The 25580-nt window shown below is 63.4% G+C and carries 28 protein-coding genes and 3 pseudogenes; 22 read left to right on the top strand and 9 right to left on the bottom strand.

The annotated features are described in order from the left end of the window. Positions 1-117: 117 nt before the first annotated feature. The 4 genes and pseudogenes from tnpC to AC3WS4_RS24430 all read right to left on the bottom strand — a co-directional run. A pseudogene (gene tnpC / locus AC3WS4_RS24445) lies at positions 118-1700 on the bottom strand (IS66 family transposase). Between the two features lie 70 nt (positions 1701-1770). Then, positions 1771-2124 (bottom strand): IS66 family insertion sequence element accessory protein TnpB, encoded by a 354-nt coding sequence (gene tnpB / locus AC3WS4_RS24440; RefSeq protein ID WP_039575474.1) that lies wholly within the window; start codon positions 2122-2124, stop codon positions 1771-1773. Beyond that, a complete protein-coding gene (gene tnpA / locus AC3WS4_RS24435) occupies positions 2121-2525 on the bottom strand; it encodes an IS66-like element accessory protein TnpA (RefSeq protein WP_081997356.1) in 405 nt (134 codons plus the stop codon). Before tnpA ends, tnpB begins: the two co-directional genes overlap by 4 nt. Before the next feature lie 84 nt (positions 2526-2609). Then, positions 2610-2948 (bottom strand): annotated as a pseudogene (locus AC3WS4_RS24430) (transposase family protein); the annotation flags it as partial. Positions 2949-2954: 6 nt separating this feature from the next. Between AC3WS4_RS24430 and AC3WS4_RS24425 the strand changes: the two are divergent. Then, positions 2955-3303 (top strand): annotated as a pseudogene (locus tag AC3WS4_RS24425) (integrase core domain-containing protein); the annotation flags it as partial. 197 nt (positions 3304-3500) lie between these two features. Here AC3WS4_RS24425 and AC3WS4_RS24420 read toward each other — a convergent pair. Continuing rightward, a complete protein-coding gene (locus tag AC3WS4_RS24420; protein WP_081997358.1) occupies positions 3501-3977 on the bottom strand; it encodes a helix-turn-helix domain-containing protein in 477 nt (158 codons plus the stop codon). A gap of 364 nt (positions 3978-4341) precedes the next feature. Here AC3WS4_RS24420 and AC3WS4_RS24415 point away from each other — a divergent pair, with 364 nt between their 5' ends. The 17 genes from AC3WS4_RS24415 (at position 4342) to AC3WS4_RS24335 (ending at position 20477) form a co-directional block, all read left to right on the top strand. Beyond that, on the top strand, positions 4342-5178 hold the full coding sequence (locus AC3WS4_RS24415) for a DsbC family protein (protein ID WP_081997359.1): 837 nt from the start codon (positions 4342-4344) through the stop codon (positions 5176-5178). A 184-nt stretch (positions 5179-5362) separates the two neighbouring features. Beyond that, a complete protein-coding gene (locus AC3WS4_RS24410) occupies positions 5363-5677 on the top strand; it encodes a hypothetical protein (protein ID WP_039575476.1) in 315 nt (104 codons plus the stop codon). Between the two features lie 137 nt (positions 5678-5814). Further along, positions 5815-6081: a type IV conjugative transfer system protein TraL gene (locus AC3WS4_RS24405; protein WP_039575478.1), complete on the top strand. Its 267-nt coding sequence runs from the start codon at positions 5815-5817 to the stop codon at positions 6079-6081. Positions 6082-6089: 8 nt separating this feature from the next. Then, positions 6090-6731 carry a TraE/TraK family type IV conjugative transfer system protein gene (locus tag AC3WS4_RS24400; RefSeq protein WP_039575480.1) on the top strand — a complete coding sequence of 214 codons (642 nt, stop codon included), beginning with the start codon at positions 6090-6092 and terminating at the stop codon, positions 6729-6731. Next, positions 6715-7479 carry a type-F conjugative transfer system secretin TraK gene (locus AC3WS4_RS24395; RefSeq protein WP_039575481.1) on the top strand — a complete coding sequence of 255 codons (765 nt, stop codon included), beginning with the start codon at positions 6715-6717 and terminating at the stop codon, positions 7477-7479. The genes AC3WS4_RS24400 and AC3WS4_RS24395 overlap by 17 nt, the downstream gene beginning before the upstream one ends. Beyond that, a complete protein-coding gene (locus AC3WS4_RS24390; protein ID WP_039575483.1) occupies positions 7476-8768 on the top strand; it encodes a TraB/VirB10 family protein in 1293 nt (430 codons plus the stop codon). The genes AC3WS4_RS24395 and AC3WS4_RS24390 overlap by 4 nt, the downstream gene beginning before the upstream one ends. A 29-nt stretch (positions 8769-8797) precedes the next feature. Next, entirely contained in the window at positions 8798-9406 is a 609-nt protein-coding gene (locus AC3WS4_RS24385; protein WP_039575484.1) for a TraV family lipoprotein, read from the top strand. Then, positions 9403-11931, top strand: coding sequence for a TraC family protein (locus AC3WS4_RS24380; protein WP_039575485.1), 2529 nt, complete (start codon positions 9403-9405; stop codon positions 11929-11931). Before AC3WS4_RS24385 ends, AC3WS4_RS24380 begins: the two co-directional genes overlap by 4 nt. Next, positions 11928-12260, top strand: coding sequence for a hypothetical protein (locus AC3WS4_RS24375; RefSeq protein ID WP_039575486.1), 333 nt, complete (start codon positions 11928-11930; stop codon positions 12258-12260). Before AC3WS4_RS24380 ends, AC3WS4_RS24375 begins: the two co-directional genes overlap by 4 nt. Continuing rightward, positions 12257-12499: a hypothetical protein gene (locus tag AC3WS4_RS24370; protein ID WP_054724994.1), complete on the top strand. Its 243-nt coding sequence runs from the start codon at positions 12257-12259 to the stop codon at positions 12497-12499. The genes AC3WS4_RS24375 and AC3WS4_RS24370 overlap by 4 nt, the downstream gene beginning before the upstream one ends. Before the next feature lie 46 nt (positions 12500-12545). Beyond that, positions 12546-13172, top strand: a complete 627-nt coding sequence (locus AC3WS4_RS24365) for a conjugal transfer protein TraW (RefSeq protein ID WP_039581035.1) — start codon at positions 12546-12548, stop codon at positions 13170-13172. Between the two features lie 660 nt (positions 13173-13832). Further along, positions 13833-14786 carry a TraU family protein gene (locus tag AC3WS4_RS24360; RefSeq protein WP_039581037.1) on the top strand — a complete coding sequence of 318 codons (954 nt, stop codon included), beginning with the start codon at positions 13833-13835 and terminating at the stop codon, positions 14784-14786. 360 nt (positions 14787-15146) lie between these two features. Next, positions 15147-17060, top strand: a complete 1914-nt coding sequence (locus AC3WS4_RS24355; RefSeq protein WP_039575490.1) for a hypothetical protein — start codon at positions 15147-15149, stop codon at positions 17058-17060. Then, positions 17057-18166 (top strand): conjugal transfer protein TraN, encoded by a 1110-nt coding sequence (gene traN, locus AC3WS4_RS24350; RefSeq protein ID WP_039575491.1) that lies wholly within the window; start codon positions 17057-17059, stop codon positions 18164-18166. Before AC3WS4_RS24355 ends, traN begins: the two co-directional genes overlap by 4 nt. Further along, a complete protein-coding gene (locus AC3WS4_RS24345) occupies positions 18138-19031 on the top strand; it encodes a type-F conjugative transfer system pilin assembly protein TrbC (RefSeq protein ID WP_039575495.1) in 894 nt (297 codons plus the stop codon). The genes traN and AC3WS4_RS24345 overlap by 29 nt, the downstream gene beginning before the upstream one ends. After that, positions 19003-19602: a S26 family signal peptidase gene (locus AC3WS4_RS24340; RefSeq protein WP_039575497.1), complete on the top strand. Its 600-nt coding sequence runs from the start codon at positions 19003-19005 to the stop codon at positions 19600-19602. The genes AC3WS4_RS24345 and AC3WS4_RS24340 overlap by 29 nt, the downstream gene beginning before the upstream one ends. Beyond that, positions 19599-20477 carry a conjugal transfer protein TraF gene (locus AC3WS4_RS24335; RefSeq protein ID WP_039575499.1) on the top strand — a complete coding sequence of 293 codons (879 nt, stop codon included), beginning with the start codon at positions 19599-19601 and terminating at the stop codon, positions 20475-20477. The genes AC3WS4_RS24340 and AC3WS4_RS24335 overlap by 4 nt, the downstream gene beginning before the upstream one ends. A gap of 35 nt (positions 20478-20512) precedes the next feature. Here AC3WS4_RS24335 and AC3WS4_RS24330 read toward each other — a convergent pair whose 3' ends face one another. Next, entirely contained in the window at positions 20513-20923 is a 411-nt protein-coding gene (locus AC3WS4_RS24330) for a type II toxin-antitoxin system VapC family toxin (protein WP_039575502.1), read from the bottom strand. After that, a complete protein-coding gene (locus AC3WS4_RS24325; RefSeq protein WP_039575504.1) occupies positions 20920-21171 on the bottom strand; it encodes an AbrB/MazE/SpoVT family DNA-binding domain-containing protein in 252 nt (83 codons plus the stop codon). The genes AC3WS4_RS24330 and AC3WS4_RS24325 overlap by 4 nt, the downstream gene beginning before the upstream one ends. A 94-nt stretch (positions 21172-21265) precedes the next feature. Here AC3WS4_RS24325 and AC3WS4_RS24320 point away from each other — a divergent pair, with 94 nt between their 5' ends. The 3 genes from AC3WS4_RS24320 (at position 21266) to AC3WS4_RS24310 (ending at position 22985) form a co-directional block, all read left to right on the top strand. Beyond that, positions 21266-21796 (top strand): thioredoxin domain-containing protein, encoded by a 531-nt coding sequence (locus AC3WS4_RS24320; RefSeq protein ID WP_052208289.1) that lies wholly within the window; start codon positions 21266-21268, stop codon positions 21794-21796. A 192-nt stretch (positions 21797-21988) separates the two neighbouring features. Then, complete coding sequence (locus tag AC3WS4_RS24315; protein ID WP_223181289.1) at positions 21989-22264, top strand: hypothetical protein; 276 nt, start codon at positions 21989-21991, stop codon at positions 22262-22264. A 4-nt stretch (positions 22265-22268) separates the two neighbouring features. Beyond that, complete coding sequence (locus AC3WS4_RS24310) at positions 22269-22985, top strand: nucleotidyl transferase AbiEii/AbiGii toxin family protein (protein ID WP_052208291.1); 717 nt, start codon at positions 22269-22271, stop codon at positions 22983-22985. Positions 22986-23295: 310 nt separating this feature from the next. Here the strand turns inward: AC3WS4_RS24310 and vapC are convergent, their stop codons facing one another. Both vapC and AC3WS4_RS24300 read right to left on the bottom strand, forming a co-directional pair. Further along, positions 23296-23700, bottom strand: coding sequence for a type II toxin-antitoxin system VapC family toxin (gene vapC, locus AC3WS4_RS24305; RefSeq protein WP_039575509.1), 405 nt, complete (start codon positions 23698-23700; stop codon positions 23296-23298). Further along, positions 23697-23891 carry a type II toxin-antitoxin system VapB family antitoxin gene (locus AC3WS4_RS24300; RefSeq protein ID WP_039575512.1) on the bottom strand — a complete coding sequence of 65 codons (195 nt, stop codon included), beginning with the start codon at positions 23889-23891 and terminating at the stop codon, positions 23697-23699. The genes vapC and AC3WS4_RS24300 overlap by 4 nt, the downstream gene beginning before the upstream one ends. A gap of 304 nt (positions 23892-24195) precedes the next feature. Here AC3WS4_RS24300 and AC3WS4_RS24295 point away from each other — a divergent pair, with 304 nt between their 5' ends. Further along, positions 24196-25578, top strand: a complete 1383-nt coding sequence (locus AC3WS4_RS24295) for a conjugal transfer protein TraH (RefSeq protein WP_228383646.1) — start codon at positions 24196-24198, stop codon at positions 25576-25578. The last annotated feature ends 2 nt before the right edge of the window (positions 25579-25580 follow it).

Here is a 25580-nt window from a genome sequence, read left to right as displayed (position 1 = left end):
CAGGATGGTGTGGATCCTGGTAAGCGATAATTTTCCCCCACGCGGGGCGGACGGGCGCGGGCTTCGATTAGAAGCTGGCGCCTAATTTCGTTGTATCTAATTTCGATCGTGCTTTGCTCAGGCGGCGTTGGCGGTGGCACTCGTTTCGAACGTCATTTCGGCGGCCTTTGTATCGACCCAGTTCCCAGGTAGCAGGTCATCGATGGGCTCGCCGTCGCCGCGGGTGACGATGCGGGCAAGGACGTCGGCCAGGTAGGCGGCGGGGTTGATCGCACCCAGCTTGCAGGTCTCGATCAGCGACGCGATCGCCGCCCAGTTCTCGGCGCCCAGTTCGTGGCCCGCGAACAACGCATTTTTCCGTTGGAGTGCGATCGGCCGCATCGACCGCTCCACCGGGTTGTTGTCGATGTCGATCCGGCCATCGTCGAGGAACCGGACGAGCCCGGCCCAGTGGCTCAGTGCATAGTTGATCGCCTTGAGGGTCGGCGAGCCGCTGAACATGCGCCGGCGCTTGGCGTCGAGCCAGTCATGCAGCTCGTCGACGATCGGGCTGGCCCGCGCCTAGCGGACGGCAAGGCGCTCCTCGGGCGTGCGACCGTGGATCTCGCGCTCGATGTTGTAGAGCAGCCCGATCCGGTGCAGCGCTTCGGTGGCGATCGGCGCGCCATCGCCCTTGCCGCCGGCGTCGAAGAAGCCGCGGCGAACATGCGCCCAGCAATAGGCCAGCACCGAGGGTCCGCCGGGACGGCCCGCCTTGCCAAACTAGCCATAGGCTTCATAGCCATCGACCTGCAGGATGCCGTGATACTCGCCGAGGAGCTTCGCCGCCCACATGCCGCCCCGGCCCGGCATGTAGCTGTAAACGATCGCGGGTGGATCGACCCCGCCATGCGGGCGGTCGTCGCGGACCATCGCCCACAGGTAGCCCGTCTTCGTCTTGCCGCTGCTCGGCGCCAGCACCTTCGCGGTGGTCTCGTCGACGAACAGGCGATCGCTCTTCAGAAGCTCCGCCTTCTGCCGGTCGACGATCGGCTTCAGATAGCCCGCCGCGCGGCCGACCCAGCCCGCGAGCGTCGCGCGATCGATCGTCACGCCCTGGCGCGCCAACATCTGCGCCTGCCGGTAGAGCGGAAGGTGATCAGCGTATTTCTTGACGAGGATATCGGCGAGCAGCGCTTCCCTCGGCAGGCCGCCCGGCACCACATGCGCGGGAGCCTTCGCCTGCGCGACGCTATCGCCGCACGATCGGCACACCATCCTCGGCCGCACCGTCACGATGACGCGATATTGGGCGGGGATGATGTCGAGTCGTTCGGACCGATCCTCGCCGATCCGGTGCAGCGCACCGCCGCAGCCCGCGCAGCAGCCGGCCTCCGGCGCGATCTCGATCTCGTGACGCGGAAGATGCGCCGGCAGCGAGGCGCGGGTTCGTCCGCCGCACGCTTGCGCCGCGGCGGCGCGATGCCGGTGGCTTCCTCGCCCTGTTCGACCAGCAGTTCAGCTTCGGCCATCGATACGTCGCGATCTTCGAGCGCCAGCGCGAGCTGGCCGCTGTCGATCTTCTCCGACCGCTTGCCGAAGTGCATGCGATTGAGGACATCAAGAAGGTGCTGGAGCCGGGCGGAGCGGAGCCGTTCGGCGATGATCATCGCCTTTAGTGCCTCGACGTCGTCGGGCAGCTCTTCCACCCCCTCGCTCATGGTGCGGATGGATACATTATTTCGCGGTTTTCTGCCCGTTTTGTGCGGCAAGACGAGTCATTTTCACGGCCTATAACGCCATGACCGGACGCGCCACACGCGGGGCATGAACACGCGCCCAGTCGAGCCCTTCGATCAGCGCCGAAGCCTGCGCCGCGGTAAGGCTCATCACCCCGTCGCCGAAGCGCGGCCAGCGGAACGTGCCCGTCTCGAGCCGCTTCGTCACCAGCACCAGGCCGGTCCCGTCCCATAGCAGCAGCTTGATCCGATCGGCGCGCTTGCAGCGGAACACGAACATGATTCCGGAGAAGGGGTCGCGGTTCAGCTCGTGCTGCACGAGCGACGCCAGGCCCACCATTCCCTTGCGGAAGTCGACCGGCTTCACCGCCGCCAGCACCTTGAGCGGTCCCGGCGGGATGATCATGTCGACACCTGCACAGCCAGCAGCACCCGCTCGATATGGTCGGCCGTCACGCCGTCGGGAATGCGGATCGTCATGCCCTTGATGTTGATGCGGATCTCGGCGCCGCTGCCCTGCGCCTTCGGCTCCTCGACCATCGCCGGAACGAAGGCCGGCGCGTCGTCCGATTCCATCCGTTCGCGCGCTTCCCGGCGCCAGGCGTAGAGCTGCTGCGGCAGGATATCGTTCCGGCGCGCGATATCCGCGACGTTCGCCCGCGGCGCCATACTCTCGGCGATGATCCGGGCCTTCGCTTCCGGCGTCCACTGCCGACGCTCGCGACCCGCCGGGATCACCTCCATCGGGCGAGCACGACCGTTCCCGTTGCTTTCGAAGCTACTTTCGAACGTCGTTACATCGCCCATCGCTAGTTACGCTCCCGATACAGAAGGCGCGCAACATAACGATCTCAGAACATTCGAAAATGTGGGGGTAAATTAGCGCTTACGGATCCTGTATGGCACCGTCTTGATAAGCACGCGCAGGAAGGCTGCCGCGGCAAGCTTGGTCGCCCGGCGATAGATGCGGGCGAACACCAGCTTCGAGGTGCGGTCCACTTCGACATAGAGGAAGCCTCTTCCGCCTTCATAGCGCAGTTCCGCGATATCGACGTGGAAGTAGCCAATCTCATATTTCTTGAACTTCTTCGGCTTCTCCCGATCGGCTTTGGGCAACCGACTGATCCCGTGGCGTTGCAGGCAACGGTGCAGCGACGAGCGTGTCAGGTGTGGGATCACGTCCTTCAGCGCGATGAACACGTCGTCGAGCGGCAATCGCGCCTGCACCGGACACCGGATGTGTTCGAGGTGCTGGAACGGGGCTGCGCGCAAGTGGGTTATCCCGCCTCGATCAGGGCTGACAATGGCAGCGAATTTTATCTCCCGCGAGCTCGATCTGTGGGCCTACATGAAGGGCGTGACGCTCGACTTCTCGCGGCCTGGCAAGCCCACCGACAACGCGTTCATCGAGAGCTTCAACGGCAAGGAATGCCTTAACGCCCACTGGTTCATGAGCCTGGATGACGCGGTGCGAAAATGCGAGGCTTGGCGTAGGGACTACAACGAGGTACGACCGCACAGCGCGATCGAGAACAAATCACCGATATCGCTCATGTTGGCATCAGCGGCACATGGCCCGCCCTGATGTCAGCACGCTGGAAGGCTGCCAGCAGGGCGGTCCAGAAACGGGTAGCAGCTCAGAAGCCATCGAGTATCTTGGCAAGTTCTGGACGATCCTGGGATGTCGGTTTGCCCCAAACTTCGTCGTTCTGATCGCAATGCAACTCGGGTACGCAAATCCTTGTCCCTGGTTCACTTGACAAATTTTCAGAAGTAGCAATTTTAGCTCCTATCCTGAGTAGCAGGTAAAGATTGTGCTGTTCTTGACTGATTTTCAGCAGGGACTCGAACCTCGGCGCGCAGAGGTTCCTGGGCGCGTTCAAATTCGCCGCGGTGTGCAGCCCATCCTGCTCGTCTGCCGATATGAGTCCAGATCAGATATTCGATGTCGGCCCATTCGAATGGCGCTGGATCGATCGACGAAGCTTGGCTGTAGTCAGGGTCCAACAAGGGAAGAAGGACGAACGCGGGCGCGAGACGGAGCGCCGCTGCGCAACGTAAATGGTCATCGAGCGCCACGGCCGGGTTACCGCTCTCGATCTCTCGTAGCCAACGAACGCTCAATCCAACTCTGCGGGCAAGATGCTCCTGACTCAAGCGACGGCGAAGACGCTCGCTTTCGATGCGCCGCCCAGAGAACTCCTTGAGCTGATCCAGCGAAGCGACGCCGCCCTTCTCGCATGTCCTGGTGTCCGACATGAGCTTCCGTCCGAATAGTATGTGGTGCGCTAGCGCTCCATGCGAGGCTGGCTATCGCTGAGCGACACAGCAAGTAGAGATGCTTTCAGTCTATTAGCTTCGTTCATCTTCAACGATTTCAGTCTGTGTCGCGCCTGACGCAATTCCCTTCAATTCATTGATTCCAATATGAAAGTTGGAATCACGATGCTCGGCTGCGGCACAATCGTGCCGCCTTGGGGAACGCGCCTGCCCTCACGATTGCCGCTGGCTCACAGCGCGTCCATCTATCCCTCCGTTCCGACCGGCTGACTTATCACTGGCTGCCTCATCGGACGTTCACGCAACCCACATCGAACGGGCGCCGTCGCGCCAGGGAGGACTCATGTCATGCGATTCCGCGAACGATCGTGCTGCGCCTCGATTCCGGTTATCGTCATTATCGGCGAACGGCCCCTTCAAGAAACCTGCCGTCTTACTGGCGGCGGCCGCACTTCTCGCCTCGCCGGTCGTTAGTGCACAAGAGAAGACGGAGAAGGTGTTGCTGGCAAAAGCCGCAGCGGAGGCGGAGCAGCAACTCAAGCAAACCTTCACAAATCTCCAGTTCGATGATTTCGAACCGGCGCCGGTGAAAGGCGCGATCTATCAAGCGAGTGCTGGCGGCCGGATCGTCTATTATGCGCCCGAGAGCGAGCATCTCTTGTTCGCGTCGATCTTCGACAAGAACGGCGTCAATCTGACAGCCCTCGCGCAGGAAGCCGGCATCTCCAACCGTCTGAAATCGATAGACTCCTCACAGGCGCTTGAAATCGGCCCCAAGGATGCGCCGACGGTGATCGAATTTACCGATCCCGACTGCCCCTATTGTCGCGCGCTTAATCGATATTGGGCAGCGAAGGCCGCCGAGGGAAAACCGGTCCGGCGTCTCATATTCTTCGTGAGCGGCATCCATCCGGAAGCCGCGGCAAAGTCCGAGCACATCCTGTGCTCAGTCGATAAGGCGGTAGCCTTTAAAGCCATCTATTCGGGTGCCGCCCCGACAGCGCTGCGAACCTGCGCTGAAGGCCGCGGAAAGGTCGAAGCTCACGCCAAAGTGGTCAGCGCCGCTGGCGTCAGCGGGACGCCGACCTTGATCGTGGGGGGCAAGCTCATCTCAGGATTTCAGCAGGCCGAGATCGAGGCATTCCTATCCTCGGCGAAGACCAACCGTGTTTCTCGCTGAATTCCATCTCTTCATGGCGGCTGCTCGGACGCAGAGAGCATCATCGCTCTCGGTCCCAACGCACCGGAATGCCGGCGGCGACGCCCCTTCGGGCCGTCCAGCACCGCCGTCGGCCGACAACGATCACCATCGATGCCGGCAGGCAGAGTTCAGGGCGGCCCAATGCCCAAGAAAGCAATCATCCATGGTCAAAAAACTTACCAGAACCGTACTTTCGGCCGCCGATGTCGGCGTACCGGTCCTGCTTCTGTCGCTCCTCGCGGCAAGCGTCCACGCCTTTACCGCGCCCGTGGCGGGGGATCTCGGCTACGACATCTACGACATTGTCGTGAACCAGGGTGTCAAAGGCCCGCTCGGCTTCGTCGGGGGTGTCGCCGCCTTCCTGTTCGGCGTGTCGCGACTGTTCAGCAATATCATGATCGGCATCCCGACGATCGTCGCTGCCGTCTGCCTCATCAAGGCGGACAGCATCCTTCAGACCTTCGGCATGGTGATCTGACGGCATCGGAACGTGGGCAAGCATTCGGGTTCCACGCTCGCCCACGTTCCGGTCACCGGGAGGAAGTGCTCCCGGACCCTCGTCCTCGCTTTCGATTTGCTTCGCTGGTGAGGACCGTAGCAGGAGGAGAAGGGTCGATGGACGAACGCTTGCCCCAATATCTGCACAAGCCGGTTCAGATCCTGTGGTTCGGATCGGACGAGTTCGTGTTGGTGGTCACCACCATCTTCGTCGCCGTCATCGTCGGCGGACTGGTCGGTTGGGCGTTCATCGCGGCCCTTCTCCTTTTCCTGCCATGGAAGCGCGCGCAGCCGCGCGGTTTCCTCGCCCATCTCGCATGGCGCTGGGGGATGCTTCACTTTCGCCATTATCCGGGTCCGACCCAAACCCGATTTTACGAGTGAGGCCGCAGATGTTCTCGCGTCATCGCAAACCCCGAAGCGCGCCGGTCGACCCGCTGCTCGGTAAACCCGCCAGCTTCGGGATCCATCGTTACATTCAGGGCTCATCGAACCTCTTCGAAGAGAACCGGCTGCTCAAGTTCGCGATCGTCGGGCTGTTCGGCATTACCGCGGTGCTTGGCGCGGTGATTTACAGCTCGGACCAGAAAGAGCGCACGGTGGTCGTGCCGTTCGGTTCGGGCGGCGATCTCTATGTGACCGGCTCGAAGCCATCGGCCGCCTATATCCGCACGATGACGCGCAATATCGTCGCGCTCGCCGGGACCTATTCGGCCTACTCGGCCGACCGGCAGTTCCAGGAACTGCTCTCGATCGTCCACCCATCGGCGTACAACAGCATGCGCGACAGCCTGAACAGCATATTGGACGATCTCGCGAACAATCCGACGCTGTCAATCGCGACCTACATCCGCCCCGACCAGCCCGTGCAGTGGACCGACCGCGACATCCTGGTGCCAATCGAGAAGGTTCGCGTGATCGGCGGCGTCATCCGCAAGTTCCGCGGCGATCTTCGCATTCGCTACGCCGTCGAAAATGGCCGCTTCTGGCTCGTCGCGCTCACCGAGGAGAAATTCGATGTCCAGCCTCGCTAGGCTCGCGGCGGCGCTGCCCGTTGCCGCGCTGCTGTTGCCCGCGCCCGCATCGGCGCAAGCCATCACCGTCCTTCCCGACCAGATGAGCACGATCCGCCTCTCAAACCGCGACGTCAATCATATCGTCTGCGTCGGCGGCGAGATCGAGGATGTGAAATTCTCGGCCGAAAAGGCGATCGCGGTCGAGCGGGCGGGCTCCGACGCATGGGTCAAGTTCCTCGTCAAGGAGGTCGACGACATGGGAATGGTAACGCGCAGCTATGTGACGACGCCCTCGGAGTTCTTCATCAACTGCAACGGCGCCATCTATCCGCTCTATGCCGAACCCGCGGAGATTCCCGCGCAAACGGTCACGCTTACGCCCGGACGGCCGCAGCTCGCGCGGGCGAACGAGGAACTGCTTGGTCCGCTCGTCGAAGAAGAGCGGGCGGTGTCGGTCACGCTGGCAATGCTTCAGGACCGCGTGCCGGCGAGCTTCACCGAGATAGCGCCGCGGTCGGGGACGATCACGATTGCCGCCATCCCTTCGGCGCAGCTGGTCGAGCGGCGCCGTCTCGCGATTGAAGGCTCCGGCCTTTCCGTCTCCGAGTATCGTCTCGCCAGCGATAGCGACGCCGTTCTCGAGGAACGGCAGTTCTTAGACCGCGCCCTCGGCACCGACATCTTCGCGGTCACGCTCGACCGACTGAGCCTCAAGGCGGGCGAAGACGCGCGGCTGATCGTGATCCGCCGGGAAGACGGCGAATGAACGACACGCCCGAACAAGAGCCGCTCGATCTCGGCGAGGTCGGCAAACCGCTTCCGCCCGAGGCCACTCGCGGCCCCGCTCTTCTCGCATTCAAGGACCGCTGGGCGACGCTGAGTTCGAAACAGAAGCTGCGCGCCAAGCAGTTGGGTGTCGCGGGCGTCGTCGCGATGCTCGGAACCGGTCTCTACACGGCGAGTACAGGCGGAGATGAGAAGGCGCCCGAGGCGCCAGCGGCGACCAAGCTCGACATGGGCGCCGGTCTGCGCGGCGACAGCCTCGAGACCAAGCTGCGAGGCGACCTGAAGAAGATCCTCGATGGCCAGACCTTGCTCGGCGACCGCGTCACCGCGATCGAGGAGGGCAAGGTCGTGCCCGGCAGCAAGCCAGGCGCACCTCCCGACGGCGACCCCGGGCTTCCCCCGGCTCTGCCGGGCGCGATACCAGATTATCCACCCGCGCCCGGCGATGCCGAAATCGCGACAGGCGAGATCCCGCCACCTCCTTCACCACCGGCGGCGCCCCCTGCTCCTCCTGCGCCCCCGGTTGAAAAGGCCGTCGGCGGGATCGGCACCGCGGTGACCGCTCTCGGGACAAGCGCCGCAGCCGACGGCAAGAATGCACAGTCTGGCGCTAAAAAAAAGACCCGGACGATCTATTTGCCGCCTGGTTTCATGAAAGCGCGGCTGCTGACCGGGATCGACGCGCTCGCGAGCCGCGATGCTACCTCGAACCCCGAACCGCTGATTGCGCGCGTCCAGGCGCCCGCCGTGCTGCCGAATGACGTCAAGGCCAATCTCTCGGGCTGCTTCGTCATCGGCAATGCAACGGGCAGCCTCGCCAAGGAGCGGGTCGAGGTCCAGCTCGTGTCGCTGTCCTGCGTCGATTTCGACGAACGCTCGGTGGTCGACCAGCCGATCAAGGGTTTCTTCGTCGACACCGACGGCAAGAAGGGGCTGTCGGGCAAGGTGGTAACGCGCGCCGGCGCGAGTCTCGCGCGCGCCTTCATCGCCGGCACGATCAGCGGGATCAGCCAGACGGTCGAGAACACGGTCGGTGACGTGTCGACATCGGCCTTGGGTTCGGTGCGGACGCTCGATGTCGGCGACGCCGCCAAGGTGGGGATCGCCGGCGGCCTCTCGAAGTCGTCCGACAAGCTCACCGACTTCTATCTCGATCTCGCGCGGCAGGCGGGACCTATCGTCGAAGTGGGCGCCGCCAAGGACGTCGTCGTCGTCATCCAGGAAGGCGTCACGCTCGAGATCAAGCCGACCGCCGGGAGCAAGTTCTGATGCCCCCGCCCATCCTCGGAGGAATATCGATGACCGATATGTCAAACCGGCGCCGCGCGCGCCTCTGCTCAGCCGCACTCTTGCTTGCCGGCGTCTTGCCACTCTCAGGGTGCGCAACGCTCGGCTCAGCGATGTCGCCGTACAGCGAAAAGTTCAGCTGCAAGAACGACGATCACGGCCAGTGCATCCATCCCGAGAAAGCCTATGAGGATGCGGCGGAGGGCCGGGCTTCGCGTTCGGACCCGGCGGTGACACGCGACAAGATATTGCTCAAGGCGAACCAGCGCGGCACCGCGCGCCGAGGACGCAGCGATGCTGATGCCTATGGTGATTACCGCGACAGCGTCTACCGGGAGCTTCAGGGGCTGATCGAGGCGCCCGAGACGCCGATGCTGCGGCCGGCGCAGGCGGTGCGAACACTGATCCTGCCCTATGCCGATCGGAACCGGCCCGACCGGCTCTACATGTCGCGCTTCGTCTATTCGGTGCTCGAGACCCCCTCCTGGGTCGTCGGCGGCTATCTCGTGCCGCTGGTCTCAGCCGCGGCGCGCGTGCCGGTGCTCGAGCAGATCCGCGAGGTGCCCGGAAGCGAACTGACGCCGCCGGTTGTGCCCGCGCGCGCGGAGCCGCGGCCATGAAGGCGCCCGGAACCGGCGGTGGTCTTACCTTCTCCGACCTGCACCGCGCCGTTGCGCGCGACCGCTATTCGGATTTCCTCCCGCTCGTCGCCTGGGTCGAGGAAGAGGAAGCCTTTCTCTGCATCGATGATGGCTGGGGCTATGCTTGGGAGTTGACCCCTGCCGCCTATATGTTCGCGCATGTTCACCAGGCGCTGCTCGGCCTGTTCAACGTCCAGTTTCCCGAGAACAGCGTCGTCCAGCTTATCAGCTTCGCCGACCCGCTGATTGCGCCAGCGCTCGACGCCTATCTCGACCTCAAGACCCGGCCAGATCCGCTGATCCAGGCATCGGCGCGCCGGACGCACGCTTATCTGAACGAAGGCCGGGACGGGCTTGGCGCGCTCCACGGCATTCCGGTGCGTGATTTCCGGACCTTCCTCGCTGTCAAAACGCGCGCCCCCATGCACAGCGACCTGCGCCGCCAGATCGAAGAGCAGCTTGCCAAGCTCGGCATTCGCCGCGTCGAGCCGCACGAAATGATCTCCTTCTATCGCCGTATCTTCAACGGCGTCTTCGAGGACGCTCCTGGCGTATTCGCCAGCGGTGCAGCCGGGCACCCCGCCCCGCCGATCCGCAAGCAGATCGTCGATGCCGGACCCGATCTCGCTTTCGACGGACCCGAAGTGTTCCTCGGGGGCCAGGTCGCACGCTGCCTGACGCCGAAAGCGCCGGCGAGGCGGGTTACCGCGGAACGCATGAACCGGCTGATGGGCGGGATGCGCGGGAGCGCCGAGGACAGCGACCAGATTGGCGGCCCCTTCCTCTATTGCCTCAACATCCTCTTCGACCATTCGCAGTTCGAAATTCACAAGCGCGCCCAGATATTGTCGGCGCAGAAAGCGGCGGGCAGCTTTGCGGTCGAGGTCGGCAAACAGATCGAGGAAATCGGCTGGGTGCTCGACGAGGCCGGCAACAGCCGTTTCGTCTCGGTCATGCCGACCGTCTGGGTGTTCGGCCGCGATTCCCATCACGCCCGCGAGATGGCCGCGCGCGCCAAGCGCCTCTGGGAAAGTGAACCGCTGCCCTGGATGGTGCAGGAAGAATCCTACCTCAATCCGATCTTGCTGACCGCGAGCCTGCCGTTCGGCCTTTATCCCGAGCGCCGAACGATCAAGATGCTCGAGCGCGATTTCCGGATGCCGGTGAAGGCGGCAGCGCTGATGGTGCCGATCCAGACCGACTTTCGCGGAGGCGGCCGCCCTGCCCTGCTCTATGTGGGCCGCAAGGGTCAGCTCGTCACACTCGACCTCTTCGATCCGCGCATCAACAATTATAATTTTGTGGTCGCGGCCGAAAGCGGCGCGGGCAAGAGTTTCCTCCTCAACGATCTCTGCCGGCAATATTATGCCCAGAACGCCCTCATCCGCATCATCGACATTGGCGGTTCCTACCGCAAGCTCTGCACCCTCTGCTCGGGTCGTTATATCGACGTCGGCGAGGAACGGCTGGTTCTGAACCCGTTCGACCTCGGGCTCGCGCTCGACGGCGAGGACAAGCATTCGGCGATCGCGATGGCGGTCGCGATCGTTGCCGAGATGGCGAACGCGGCGACGCGCAAAGGCGTTTCGACCTCAGAATGGAATCTCATCAAGTCGGCCGTCCAGTGGACGATCGATGGGGGCTATGCCGATGAAGGCATCGACTGGGTCCGCGCCTGGCTCGGTGCCTATCCGCAATTTGCCGCAGCCGATCTCGACCGTGTCGAGCATCTGAAGCCGGTCGCGCGCGAGCTCGCGTTCAATCTCAGGGATTTCGGCTCGGATGGCGCTTACGGGCACTTCTTCAACGGGCCGTCGACCTTCGACATCTCCGCCGACGAGTTCGTCGTCCTCGAGCTCGAGCGGCTGAAAGCCATGCCTGACCTGTTCAACGTCATCGTCATGGTGGTGGTAAATGCGGTGACGCAGGAGCTCTACCTCTCGGCGCGCGACCGGCCCCGCTTCGTGCTTTGTGACGAAGCAGCGCAGTTCATGACGAAAAGCGATGGTCAGGATCTGTCGCGGCTGGCTGAAGCCTTCGCACAAGGCTACCGCCGTGCCCGCAAATATCAGGGCAGCTTCGGCATCGTCCTCCAGTCTATGAACGACCTCACGCTGTTCGGCGGCACAGGCCAAGTCATCCTCGAGAATGCGGCGACGCGGTTCCTCCTGCAAGGCTCCACCTATGATCGTGCTGTCGAGAGCAAAATTCTTGACTATTCCGGGTTCGTCCTCGACCTCCTGAAATCGGTCCGCAACAACAAGCCGAACTATAGCGAGGTCTTCATCGACTCTCCGCTCGGGCTCGGGGTCGCGCGGCTTGTCGTCGATCCCTTCAGCTACTGGATCAACACCAGCGCGCCCGGCGAAGTCGCGGCGTTCGAAGCACTGATCCGGGCCGGGCGATCGCCGCTCGAGGCTGTGTGCGAGCTCGCCGACGTCGATCCCCGCGAGATATTGGGCGATCGCCGCGACTTGCCGCGAGCATCGGAGCCAGCGGCATGAAGCGGCCTTCGCTCCATCCCGACGAGCTAGCGATGCAGCTCGACGCCATGTTGCCCGCCGATCGGGCGCTGTTCGACGCGGCCGTTGCGGCAGTGGCCGAGCGGCAGGCACTGGGTTGGCGGTTCCGGCTCGTCATGATCGAATCCGTCATGATGGCTGGCCTCGTTCTCATCGCCGGACTGCTGGTTGACCAGCCGACGTCGCTGTTTACGCAGGCGTCGGTGACGGTCGGAATCGCTTGCTTCGCAAGCGGGCTGCTCCTGATCTGGCTCTCGTCCGTGACGAGCGGTCTGATGCTCCGGTGGCGCGGTCATCGGCGGACACGATGAACGGCCTCCTCTCCCACGCTCCTTCGCCCATCGCGGTCAGGTTGGCCGTCGGTGGCCTGATGCTCGGCCAGGCGCAAGCCCTCATCCTCTTCGCCGCGCCCGGCCCAATCGCGAACTCGCCGCGATCGCTCATCGTCGTGCTGAGCCTTCTCTCGTTGGTTTCACTTGTCGGTGCGATCATCGGTGTTGGCAGCTCCGATCCGCGAGAAAGATGGAGGAGATATCGTCGTGGAACATGATCGCGGTAGCATTCGAGTGGCCGCCTGGCAGTTTGGCACCTCGTTGATGCTCGTGTTTGGGGCATTCGTCATCGCCGCCACGGCGCGTGGACAGACCGCGGCGGTCGGGCGCACCTGGGCGATCGCTGAACCCGATGCCCTTTCTGAAATCGAGGCGCGCGTTGCGCAGCAGCCGAAAAGCATCGCGGGTCGTTTCGGTCCGCGTGAGAAGTGGAGCGCAATGCAGTCAGCCGCACTCGGCGTTGCGCGCGCGAACAGGAAACGAAGCGTCGTGCCGTTCCACACGCTCGATTTTGAGGTCCGGTTGGACGACGGCAAACTGCTCTATCCCAAAGGCTACACCTTCAACCCCCTCACCTATGTGTCGATGCCGCAGCGCCTGATCGTGGTTCATTCGCGCGACCTGAACTGGGCGCTTGGCCACGCGCGGGCGAGCGACTGGATATTGCTCGCCGGGGGCGGCCCGGAGGTGACCGACCCGATCGCACTCGGAGAGAAGGTTGCGCGCCCGCTGTTCATTCTCGAAGAGCGCGTGAAGGAGCGGCTCGATCTTCGCGTTGCGCCGGTCATAGTCGCGCAGGTCGGACAAAAGCTCGAGGTCAGCGAGTTCGCGCTTGAACGAAAAGGCCCGGCTCCCGCGAGCCAAATCCTACGCTCGGCGAGCACGCCGTAATTTCGCCAGCTCTTTTTTGGCGCCTTCATCCAATCGCAAATCCGGTCATCCGCCTATTCGGACGCCGCGACCCAGGGGAGCTCTACTCGGAAACGAAGACAGAGTTCTTCATCTTGACGCCCGCCTGGCTTCGGCTGGACGGGCGTCTTTTTTTACTTCGATGAAGTTCGCAAGATTCCGCAGGGTCCCATTTGGCCCGATCGTCGACTTCGTTGATGCCTGGAGGAACTCGCTTCGCAAGAAGCGAGCTTTGGTGCCTTCCCTTCGCCATGGTCTGGTCCGCAAGGACGCGACGGGACCGCGAGCAGACATCTGATCGGCAAATCCAACCTCAGCGTCACGGAAGCCGGCCCCGCACCGCTGATAGCGGCAACGATGTGCCCATCCGCGGCATATCCTTTCCCATCTGGTTGCGACGAGCATGTCGGCGGGTCCATCTCCGCTTCGGGCAGGCCAATCGCCCATACAGAGCGCCGAAGCCTCATCCAACCTTTTCAGCGCCCTACCTGGCGGAACGGAGAAGTCATGCCAGCTTGCCGACACTTGCGCGCGACTTCCGCATCGGGGAGCAGCGGCGCCAGGCGCCAAGTCGAGCCGAAGAAGACGCGCCGGTCCTTTCGCTGGGCGGTACCCGTCGGGCTCGGCGCAGTTCTCGCTTTCATCCCCGCTCCAGCGCAAGCATCCAAATGTCCGAGCGACACGATCTTCAACCCGATCACCAAGGTGCGTTGGAACTGCATCTTCCCCATCACCATCGGCGGCGTGCGCGCCGGCAGCTACGACAAGCTCGACAAGGCGCTCGACGCACAATCGGCGTCGAAACCGCTGTGTGCGTGCCGCAAAGGTGCAACCTTCTGGTTCGGTGTCAAGGTCAGTTTCTGGACTCCGAACCGGATGATCGACGTGGTGACCGAACCCGGCTGCATGATGGCGCTCGGCACGGACATCATGGCGACCGGCGGCAAGCTCCAGGGCAGCCAGTCGTCGATTTCGGACGGCACGAACACGACGAAGTTGTTCGCGCAGATGCACTATTATGTCGCGCCGGTCTGGAAGATGCTCGACATGTTCAGCGATCTTCCGTGCCTCGAGGATGACGGTTTCGACGTCGCGCTGATGACCGAGGTGATGCCGACCTGGCAGTCGGGGACGCTGGGAGCGATCATCCAGCCCGAAGGCATCCTGTTCGGCAATCCCGCGGCCGGCCTTGCCTGCATGTCCGACAGCGCCGCGGCGGCAGCGGGCAAGGTCATCGACCCGCTCTTCTGGTGCATGGGCAGTTGGGGAAGCACCTATCCTGTCGCCGGCGACATTCACATGGGCGACCGCGTCGAAGCCTGGGCGGGGCTGGCAGCGCGCGGCACGTTCATGATGGGCCGGCTCGGCGCGCTGACCATCCATTCGGCGGACGGCTGCTCGTTCAAGCCGCAGCCGATCTGGACCAAGAGCCGATACAAACTCCAGCTCATGGAGCCGGTGAAGGGCGGCAAGTGCGTCAACATCGGCCGTCCCGGCGCGCTCTGGACCTCCGGCAAACACGCGCCGGGCAAGGACAACGCCCAGTTCATGCTCTTCGAGAAAGCGATCTGCTGTGCCGGCATTTCGACGCCCTGACCCGGCACTCCCCGATCGTCTCGTGCGCAGCCCGGAATCGGCCCGGTCTGCCCGCCACAGCCCCGGTGGCTGCCGGCAGGCGCGCGAGGCGGGAGCGGCGCCCTGCCCCCTCTCGGGCGCCGCTCCACCTGCAGACGATACGGGTAAATTGCCATCGCCACAAGCGAGACCGGCCCTGATCCCGCCGTGTCCTCGGGTAAAAGCGGTGCTCACGGTGTTCGACGGCCAGGCCGTCTATCGGCACCTCTCGCCCGGATCCGATGACTTCCGGGCGGGAGACCTGTTTCGGCTCGCGCATGGATCGCGCACTGTGGACGGTGATCGTTCGTGAAGCGCTCGGTTTCTCTCCTGTTGCTGCCGATGGCGGCAATGGCTTCCGCCAGCACACTGGCGCAGTCAGTCGAGGACCGCGCGCGCGCAGCCGCGGAAGCTTCTCGCGCGAAGTCCTCGACCAGCAAGGCGATCCAGGAGAATTACCTCACCCCCGGCCTCAGCGGACAGCCGATCGCGACGGTCGATCGCAGCCAGAGCTTTACGCCGAGTCTCGCCTGCCAGAAAACATCGAGCCTCCTCGAAATCCTGATCCAGCCTGACGGCACGGGCGACATCAACACCGTCCGCATCGCCCGCGACACCGATCTCGACGGCAGCTTCGACCGCGTGTCCACCTTGCCCGTGCCCGTCTCGGGCATCTGCGCCAACGGCGTCATCGCTTGCCAGCCCGGAAGCTGGAACGCGTGCAACTATCATCGTTGGAACGTCGATGTCTCGGGCGACCTGGGGCTCGCCGCCGCCGAAATGGCCGAACTCGCGGGCTGCTATTGCATCAACAATAGCTGCGGCGCGAATCTCGTGATGGACAATCTGCCGTCGGTGCTCAAGGATCTCGGCGGCGGCGCGATCGGCGCACTCACGAGCCACGATCCCCGCGTCGGCGTGGCCGAGGCGCGCATCAACGGCCCGCTGATCCAGTATGTCGGAGCGCAATCAACCGCCTGCACGGCTTTGCCGGACCTTCCGCAAACAGCCTATCGCGGCCGTCCGACTTCGATCCTCGGCGACGCCGCGGCGACCGCAGCCGGAAGCTCGCTGTTCCAGAGCCTCAAGGGATCGCCCGCCGGCATCGGCAAGGCCGAACAGGTCCGCGCCTGCACGATCGAACGCGACGTCACACTGCGGCCGCTCGCGTATGAGGATATCGTCTCCGCGACGGGCGTCATCTATTCGGTTCAGGGCTGCGGCGAAGGCTGCCGACGCTTTCGCATCATCGGAGATGGCAATTGCAGTAGCGCGCCGCCGATCTTCACCGCGCGCTTCGAAGTCAGCGACCCCGCGAAGCTCCTGTCGGCGCGGATCGTCGAGATGGGCGCCGACGACTGGGTCCAGGGCCGCATCAACGGCCGCGTCGTCGGCTCCGCGGGGCCGCGTCCGTGGCTGACGACAGGATTGCCTTCAGGCGACTGCCGCACCGATGGCGGCGCGGCGCGCAATTACACCTCCTATGATTTTACCACCGACCTGCGGGCGGGGCCGACGACGGTGTCGGCACGCGTGCGCGGCGGCGGCGGCGGTGCGCCTCTCACGACCGAATGGGGACTGGTCGACGTCGAGATTCGCGTTTCGGACGCATGCGAACCGAGCGACCGGCTCGTCGACCAGTGCGCAGATATTGGCGCCAATCAAAAGTGCCGCCTCGACAGCGAGAGCGTCGATGGCGTCCAGACGTTTCTGAACGGCGTCGGCACCGGCCTTCGCCCCCTCCCGCGGTCGCGCCAGTTCGGCACGGGCAGTTGCACCGCTACCCTTACCCGCGACTTTTTCCTGCGCCAGCGGACCTATAAATGCGCGATCGACACCGGCGCGATGCCCGAACCCGACCTGTCGCGCGGCGCCTATATCATCGATCGTTCGACCGAGACGCTGCTCGCCGACCGCGTTCGGACGGCCGACGGCGGCAGCGCCGCGTCTACGCGCGCCTTCGCGCTTCCCGATCGCGGCTCGGTTCCAGCTTGCGAGGCGGTCTGCAAGACGCGCTCTGCGAAAGCCAATACCGACGCGGCGCCTGCGGGCGTCGTCGGCGCGCAGCAGACCAGCCCGACCGGCTTCGACACCTTCTATCACGCCTGCTCACCGGGCAATGTCTGTCCCGCCGGTCCCGGCGAGACCATCGTCACGCCCTGCGGCTGCCTTGATACCTTTCCCGAGGCGGTGGTCATGATGCAAACGGTTAGGCTCGCTGGCGCCGATCTCGCCTGCACGGCGACAGCGCGATGATGGGCCGCTTTCTCTTCTGGCCGTCGCGCCTCGCGCTGATCCTGTTCGGCATCGTCGCCTTCGCGCTCGCCGTTTACGCGTCGGCAGCGCAGGCGCAGCAGATTTGCGCGGTCGACCTCAATGGCAATGGTGACGCCGACGACGCGGGCGAGACCGCTAGCTGCGTCGGGATGCAAGGTGGTAGCTGGCAGTGCCCGATCGAACGGGCATCGTGCGCGCCCGAGCCCGGCGGCGCGTCGTCCTGCCCGCTTGGTTCGCAATATGCGTGCGAGACGCTGGCGAGCGGCGGCGTGCCGAGTTGCTCGCCGAACGCCTGCATCGATACCGCGGCAAACCCGATCGAGGATGAACCCGTCGTCGACGATCCGGGCGCGCCCGCCGACGGCGAAGTCGACACCGACGGCAATTGTCTCGGGAACATCGAGATATTCGGCGGCCGCGCGCTGCGCTGCCGCCCAGCGGGCCTCAAGACAACCTTTTCCAACTGCTGCAAGGACAAGGGTAAGATCGTCAAGGACGGAATGGGCTCGTCGATCGCGTCGACGCAGACGAAGATCGCGATCGCCAAGGGCGTGTTCACCGGAGCCCAAGCCGCCTATGCCGCCTTCCAGGCGGGCGCGACGGCAAGCCAGGCGGCGAGCGCGGGCGCCAATGCGATCATTGTCGGCATCGATCCGACCTCGATCGCGATCAGCCTCGCGGTCAACGTCATGATCGAGTTCCTCCTCTCCTCCTGCGACCAGCAGGACATGGAGACGGGCATGCTACGCGGCTCGGGCATGTGCGTCGAGGTCGGCTCCTATTGCTCGTCGAAGATCCTCGGCATCTGCGTCCAGAAGTCGCGCAGCCATTGCTGCTTCAATACCAAGCTCGGCCGCATCATCCAGGAACAGGGCCGCCCGCAGCTGAAGTCGTTCGCGGATGGCTGGGGACCGGTGAAGACGCCGAACTGCCGCGGGTTCACGCCCGAAGAGTTCCAAGCGCTCGACTTCAGCCGAATGGACCTCTCCGAATATTATTCGGAAGTTCAGGCCCGCGCGCAGGCCGACATCCAGTCAGACATGAAGGATCGTATCGATGCCTATATGCAGGCCATCGGCCGCTAGGCGCCGCGCCGTACTCGCGGTGGCGCTCGCCGACGTAGCCGGCATCGCCGGCCTTGCCGCAGCGCAAATATCGCCGGGCATCGACGACAACCCGTCGGCGCGCGAGAAGGTAGAACGCGAGGGCGAAGCGGCGATGGACCGGCTGAAGGGCGCGGTGTCGCGCCGCAAAGCCCAACAGCAAAACGGCCCATCTGACCTGCCGAAGCCGAGCGAGGTCGAACGCCGGCGCGCCTTCGAGGCGATGCGCGACCGTGCCAAGTCGCCAGCGATGGAAGCCCGCGCCCGCGATGCGCTTGAGACCGGCAAAGACCGCTTCGCCGCAGAGCGCGAGGCGATGGCGAAGCGGCTCGGCCAGGCACTCGGGCTCGAAGCGCCCGAGATCAAGGCCGTCGCCGATGCCGGTCCGGCGCCGGCGGCGAAAGGCTGGGTGCCTGTGCTGTTCGTCTCCTCGTCGATGCCGACGTCAACGCTGCGCACCTATGCAGCGCAGCTCGAGAAGGCACGCGGTGTCCTCGCGTTCCGCGGCATGCCGGGCGGGATGGCCAAGGTCGCGCCGATGGCGAAGCTCACCGCCGAGATTCTCCGCCTCGATCCCGGCTGCGAGGGACCGGCATGCGTGATGCGCGACGTGCAGGTGATCGTCGACCCGCTGGTCTTTCGCCAGCACGGCGTCACCCGCGTGCCCGCGCTCGCCATGATCCCGGGCGATCCGGTGCTCCCCTATTGCGAGCGCGAAGACGAAAGCCCGCGCGCTGCGCACGTCGCCTATGGCGATGCCGCGCTTTCTGGCTTGCTCGAGGAAATTGCCCGCCTCGGCGGAAAAGAGGAGGTGCGCGATGCTCAGTCTCGCCTGGAAGGCCGGTAAGCATCTGGCGATCGGTTTGAAGGGACTGCCGCGGCGCGCAGCCGTTGCGCTCGGCAGTCCGGGGCTCGGCGAACCCGCACGCCCCGACCGGCTCTGGAAGGCGACGGCGCTCCTCGTGCCCCTCGCGCTGCTGACCTGGTGGGCGATCCCGCAAGCCATTCTCGTCATGTCACCGTCGATCGACGCCTTGGCGGTGCGCGCGGCGCCGGGGCCGATCGCCAAGGGCGACCTCGTCCTGTTCATGCTCTCACATCCGCTGGCCGGCTCCGAGCCCGTCAAGGTGACCAAGCGCGCGCTCTGCATGCCGGGCGAACGGATATCGCTGATCGAAAAGCCATCTTCGATGGAGCCCGATGCCATGGATGGCTGGTATTATTGCGACGGCGTGCTGCTCGGCGTGACCAAGCCTTATGGCCGGGGTGGCCAGCGGCTCGACTATTGGCGGCCCGATCACGGGCTGATCCCGCCGGGATTGATCTATGTCGGCTCGCTGCACCCGAGCGGGTTCGACAGCCGCTATTACGGACCGGTGCCGATCGCGCGCCTCACCCGCATGGAGAAGCTGCTGTGATCCGCCCTGCCCTCCTCGCGGCGCTCATCACGGCCTTCCCCGCCGCCGCGCAGCCGACCTCACCCACCCGCGAACCGAAGCAGGGCTATTGGTGGTATCAGGCACCGCCGCCGGTCGAAGATGCGGATGCCGAGCCCGACGCGCTGATGAAGCCGGCGATACCGCCGATGGCGGAACTGGCGACATGGACGCCGCCCAAAATCCGCAAGCTGATCGAGCAGCAACGCGACTATGCCGCGACCGTGCTCACCGTCGACGCGGTCGCGGACTTCTGGCGGCTGCAGGACTTCGCGCGGCGCAAGGCACGTGCGTTCGCAGGCGTGACTCAGATCGCCTTGCTCCAGAACCCCGAACTCAATGCCAAGTCCGCCAACCCGATCGTCGGCGACGCGCGCGCGGCGATGGGTGCCGAGAAGGAAGCGGTTCGCCGCCGGTATCTCCGCGCCCACGCAGGCCAGTTCGCGCTCGTCATGTTCTCGCGGAATTCCTGTGGCTATTGCCGGGTGCAATGGCCGATCCTCGAACGGTTCCGCGAGGAGACGGGCTGGCAGGTCACACAGATGGATCTCGAGCGCCGTCCCGAACTCGGCCAGCGCTTCGGCGTCGAGATCACGCCGACGACGATGGTGATCCGCCGCGACAGCTCGGCAAGGATGGTGATCGCGTCGGGTGTCGAATCCTATCCCAATCTCGCGCAGACCACATACCAGGCCGTGCGGCTGATGCTCGGCGACATCCGCCCCGAGCAGTTCCTGACCGGCGCGGGCGAGGAAGATGGTTTCTTCGATGCGCTCGGCAACGGGCCGGTATCGGCGACCGATCCGCGCGCACTCGGCGGCGATTTGGTGGGCGCAAGCATGGAGCCGCGTCGATGACAGCGTCTATTGCCGCGCAGCGCCGCGCAGTCGGATCAAGCTTTCGATTGATCGGGGTTCATCGCAGCTTGCCCATGCTTTGCCAGAAGGCCAACAGCGCCTCGATCGAAGCTCACGAAGGTCTCGCCTCCCAGCCATTGGCCATCGTGGGCGATGACCCCATCAGCGAAGTCTCCACCTTGCTCCAGTATTGCAAGCCCCGCTTCAACAGCCTGTCGGTCCGCTGCGACATTGCCGGCGTCGATAAGCAATCTGACCGATGCAGCGACCCTTGCCGCCTCATAGCGATACACTTTCCTGAGCACCCAGCAGAACTCGCACAAGGCCGGAAGCGTCACAGCAATAAGTTCTGCTTCCTTCAGGAGCTTTTTTGCCAAGGGGCTTTGAACGGGATCGTCCAGCGTTGCGGATCGGACGAGGATATTGGTGTCGGCAGTAATTTTCACAGCTGTCCGGCCCAGCCCTTTTCAATGGCCTCATTCATCTCCTCGATCGAGATGGGCCGCTGGCCTTCCCGCTTGAGTGACCCGAAGAAATCCTCAATCTTTCCGGAAGGCCTGATGGCCCGAATCTTGATTTCACCGCCGGGGAGTTTGTCAAAGCTGATCTTGTCGCCTGGATGGACGCCGAGATGCCTGAGCAATTCCTTCCGCAGCGTGACCTGCCCTTTCGCGGTAATGGTAACAGCGTTCATGTGGCGAGTCCTTTCAATAGCACAAGGTAAGAGCAAATCCCCTTACCTGCAAGGCGAGTTCAGTATGTTGGCGCGATGTGCAAGCGCGCTGAGCATGAGCATCCTAGTCATTTCGCCCGGCATGGCGCAGACTGTCAGCCGCGAGGATGCAGCGCGCGCCGCGATCCATCCGGTCGGAACAACTGCGGCGATGAACCACTGGCTCTCGCGCGTTCCGGTGACGCGCGCTTTCCCGCCGGACTTTACCGAGGAACTGCGCGGACGCAGTTCGGCCTTCGTCGTCGAGATGAGCACCGCGCCCGGCTGCGTTCCCTGCGCCGATCTCTGGACCAAGCTCGGAAGTCTGGGAAGGCGATATGGCTGGCAGGTCCGCGCCATTTCCGCGCAGGAAGCGATGCTGCGATCGGGCCGGCTCGGCTTGCCCTGGATCGGGCATCCGGTCGCATGGGTGCGTCCGATGAACGATACGAACCGGATCATTCCAATCGCCGTCGGGACCGATCATGCGCCCAATTTAGCGCGCAACCTCTATCTCGCCGCGAAGATGCTGACGGGCGTTCGCCCAGCGGTAGGCGTCCGCGCACTCTCGAAATTCACTGGAATCGTTGGGGGCCCGTCGCGATAAGCCGGACGGAACTTTCTTAGCTCTGGCGCGGAATCTGCTTGAAACATCAAAGCCATGATGCATGCTTCATAAGCTGAATCTGGTCTTGTCATTATTGCCTCGCGTCGGGCGTAGGACGCGACCTGAGCGAGATTCTTGTTTTGATAACCGCTCGCGACTATATGAAAACAACGATCCAAACAGGATCGTGTTATGAGTGGAATGATGGCAAACGCTGTAACTCAAGTGCTGACGACGGTGAACGCCCCTTATGGGGCGGCCGTTTCCGCACATCAGCTTGCTGCCATGATCGTCGACTTGAAGAGCGCGATTGACTGCAACGCGCCGGTTTTCGCTTTCTTCTCCGAAGTGCCGCTGAACGTCCAGGAACAGTTCATGGCAGCGATGGGCGTAGACGCAAGTCAAGCGAGCCAAGTCGCCGATAAAATCTCCGAACTTTCGGGCTACACGCTACCGCTGGCGGCCTGACGCCGTGTCTGCAAAGCGGCCGAGCGAATGGCCGGTCCTTTTCAATCTCGCCGTAGATATTCTTGACCATTTCAGGAAGGCGAACGGCTTCGCGCCTCAGTGGAGCTTCGGCGGCGGAACCGCACTGATGCTGCAGATCGATCATCGTGAAAGTCACGACATCGACCTGTTTCTGGACGATCCACAAATCCTCCCATTTCTCAATCCGGAAACGCAAGGCATCAAACTCGATCACGCTCCTGACAGCTATCAGGCAGGCACCGATATGCTGAAGCTTGCTTATCACGATCTGGGCGAAATTGATTTCATCTGCTGCGACAGCATCATTCCAGATCCAACACGAGCGCACGACGTTCAAGGTCACGCCATCGCGCTTGAAACGCCAGCGGAAATCATCGCTAAAAAGGTCTTCTATCGCGGTTGGAGTTTCCAGCCGCGCGATATGTTCGACCTTGCAGCGGTCGCCGAGCATTTTGGACCCGACTATGTAGTCGGGGCTATTGAGCATTGCGGCCGCGCGAGGTGCGAAACGGCTCTGGCAGTCATCAACAAAACGAATCCCGCCTATGTTGAAGGGATTATTGGCCAGCTCATGCTTCGCGAAAAGACGCGCAATCTCGTTGCCCACTCCCGAGAAATCAGTCGAGACCTGATCGGACGAGCTTCAGCGAAACAGCCTATCCTGAATCCGGATACCCGGCCGCATGAGTCCGACCGGTGAACGATACGAACCGGATCATTCCGATTGCCGTTGGCACCGAATCATGCGCCCAATATCGCGCGCAATTTATATCTCGCCGTAAAGATACTGACCGGCATGCGCCCTGCAAGCCGGGGTCCGGGCGTTTTCGAAATTCACGGGAATTGTTGCTCAGGGGCCGGGCATCTCATTGCAGCGCCGAACGAAGCCATAATTTCGATCGAATGCCGGTTCGAGACTCCCTTCAAGGCGACGAGGCCAAGTTGGCCGATCACTTATCCTTGCAAATCTGGAGCCACGGTCCAGATTTGCAAGGATAAGTGATCACACATCAACGTGCGCTCGACATGGCCGACGCCAGTCCGAGATGCTCCACAAAGGGTTCAAAATCGCGATCACTATAGAGCAGTGACAATCCATCCTCGATGCATCGCGTGGCGATCAGCGTATCGATTGTCTTGCGAACGGTAATCCTCTTTCCGCGCAGGGTCTGAAAGTTTCGGGCCGCCTGGATTGCGACGTCACGACCTCCGATATCGATCTGGTCGAGAGACCCCATCAATCTTAGCGCGACGTTGAAGGCGCGATCGCTGGTAAAACCTTGCAGAACCTCGGCCAGAATGATGTCGCCGGTCAGCAGCGGTTCCGCGCCAAGCAACGCGTCCAACCTCTCCGTCTGCGGTGTGGCATCGCCCCGGAAGTAATTGATCCAGACGCTGGAATCGACGAGGATCACCCGTCGGTTCTCATGGCGTCAAGATCGCCCGCCCAGGTGAGCTTGCCCCGGAACCTTCGAATCTCGTCCTGTTTGCGAAGCCGAAGCAACGTCCGCAAGCCGAGTTCAACGGCCTCGCGCTTCGTCTTGAGACCCGTCGCGCGAAGAGCTTCGTTCATAAGATTATCATCGATGACGATGTTGGTCCGCATGATGTGTATCCTTTTCTTAGATCATACACATACGATCCTTTGAAAGCGTTTGCAATCCATCACGGCATCTTGCCGACCCTGAAACATGGGACGAGGCGATGATCGACATGGCAGTGGCCCATTTCGCGTGGGACATATTAGCGGAAGGACCTTGCCTCTGAGAGGCGCGTACGTGCCTCTGTCCTTGTCGCGAGAGGTCAACACAAGCGACCATGAGTGGGTTCAGCCTGCCACATCCCGCCCCTGAGAAAGAACGCTGATGTCCTCGCTTGGCGGCCGCCGCGCCATTATGATCGCCCTCATCATGTCAACCTGCGGAGCCGGCGCGCCGGGAGCCTATGCCCAAAGCTGGGCCGAACACTGGTTCGACAATGTGACCTACACGTCGCCCGGTAGTTTCGAGGACCAGGCGCGCGGTTATGTGACCGCGGGCGGCTTCTCGGGCCGCGTCGACGTCCACCACGACTATCTGACGAGCGTGACGCTGCCCAAGGTGCGCGCGGGCTGCGGTGGCATCGACATGTTCCTCGGCGGCATGTCGTTTCTCGATCCCGACTATCTCGTCCAGAAGCTCGAGAGCATCCTGCAGGCCGCGCCCGCCGTCGCCTTCCAGTATCTCCTCGAAACCCTTGACGAGAAGATGGGCAACATCATCTCGAAAATGGAAGCCGCGACCAACTTCCTGAACTCGATCCAGGTCAACGACTGCCGTCTCGCGAACCGCATGGTGCAGATTGCGAAGGGCGACGACAATATGTCGGGGATCATCGAGGAGATGACCGGCTACCGCTCGATCAAGCAGGGCTATGCCAAAAGCTATCAGCAGAGCCGCGAGAAGATCGAGGCGAACAACAACAACCCGACCGAGGATCTGAAGGAGGCGCTCGCCAACTGCCCGCGCGAGGTCACCGACATCTTCCGCACCGGCTCACTGCTCGCGCATGCCGCGGCGCGCGTCGGTGCAGGCGAATGGACCAACGTCATGCGCGCGCGGGTCGGCGATGTTTACATGCGCTGGGATCAGGCCGACAAGGTGCCGCTCTTCTCGGCCATCCCTGCCTGCCCGCGCCAGGATACCGAGGCCGTCGAGGATTTCCTGACCGGGCGGGTACCGGCCCGATCGCTCAACCTGCCGCCGACGGGCGCGGACTGCAGGGTCGACGGGCCGGGCCGCGGCGCGCTCGTCCTCGCGCGCGAACGGATGCAGGCGATCGCCACCAAGATCCGCACCCGCACCGCACTGACGGCCGAAGAACGGCAGTTCGTTGCCAATGTGAAGACCCTCCCCATCTACCGCATGCTCGAATGGGGCGTGCGCGAAGGCGTCGAGGACGCGGTGATTGGCGATACCGACGAGCTGGTCGCGCTGACCCTCGCCTACCAGATGCTCAACGACCTCACCCGCAGCATCGACTTCGCGCTGTCCAATGCCGAACGCGGAACGTCGGTCGCCGGTGCCGCCGACGCCGGCAACGCAAATATCTGTCAGACGCGCATCCTTACCAAAGGCATCGAGCAGCTCCGCGATCTCCGCGAAGAAGTGCTGCGGCAGCGCGCGCAGATGCGCCAGTCCTATATGGCGTCGCTGAACCAGGCGAACCTATCGGCAAATTACGCCGGGCTCGTTCGCCAGCGCGACCGCGACGCGCGCGACGCCGCCGGCGCCGCCGCCAACCGCAATCGCTGACG

Source organism: Sphingopyxis sp. EU05-FHT14B03 (genome assembly GCF_058790875.1).
This window is presented reverse-complemented; position numbering and strand designations above follow the sequence as displayed.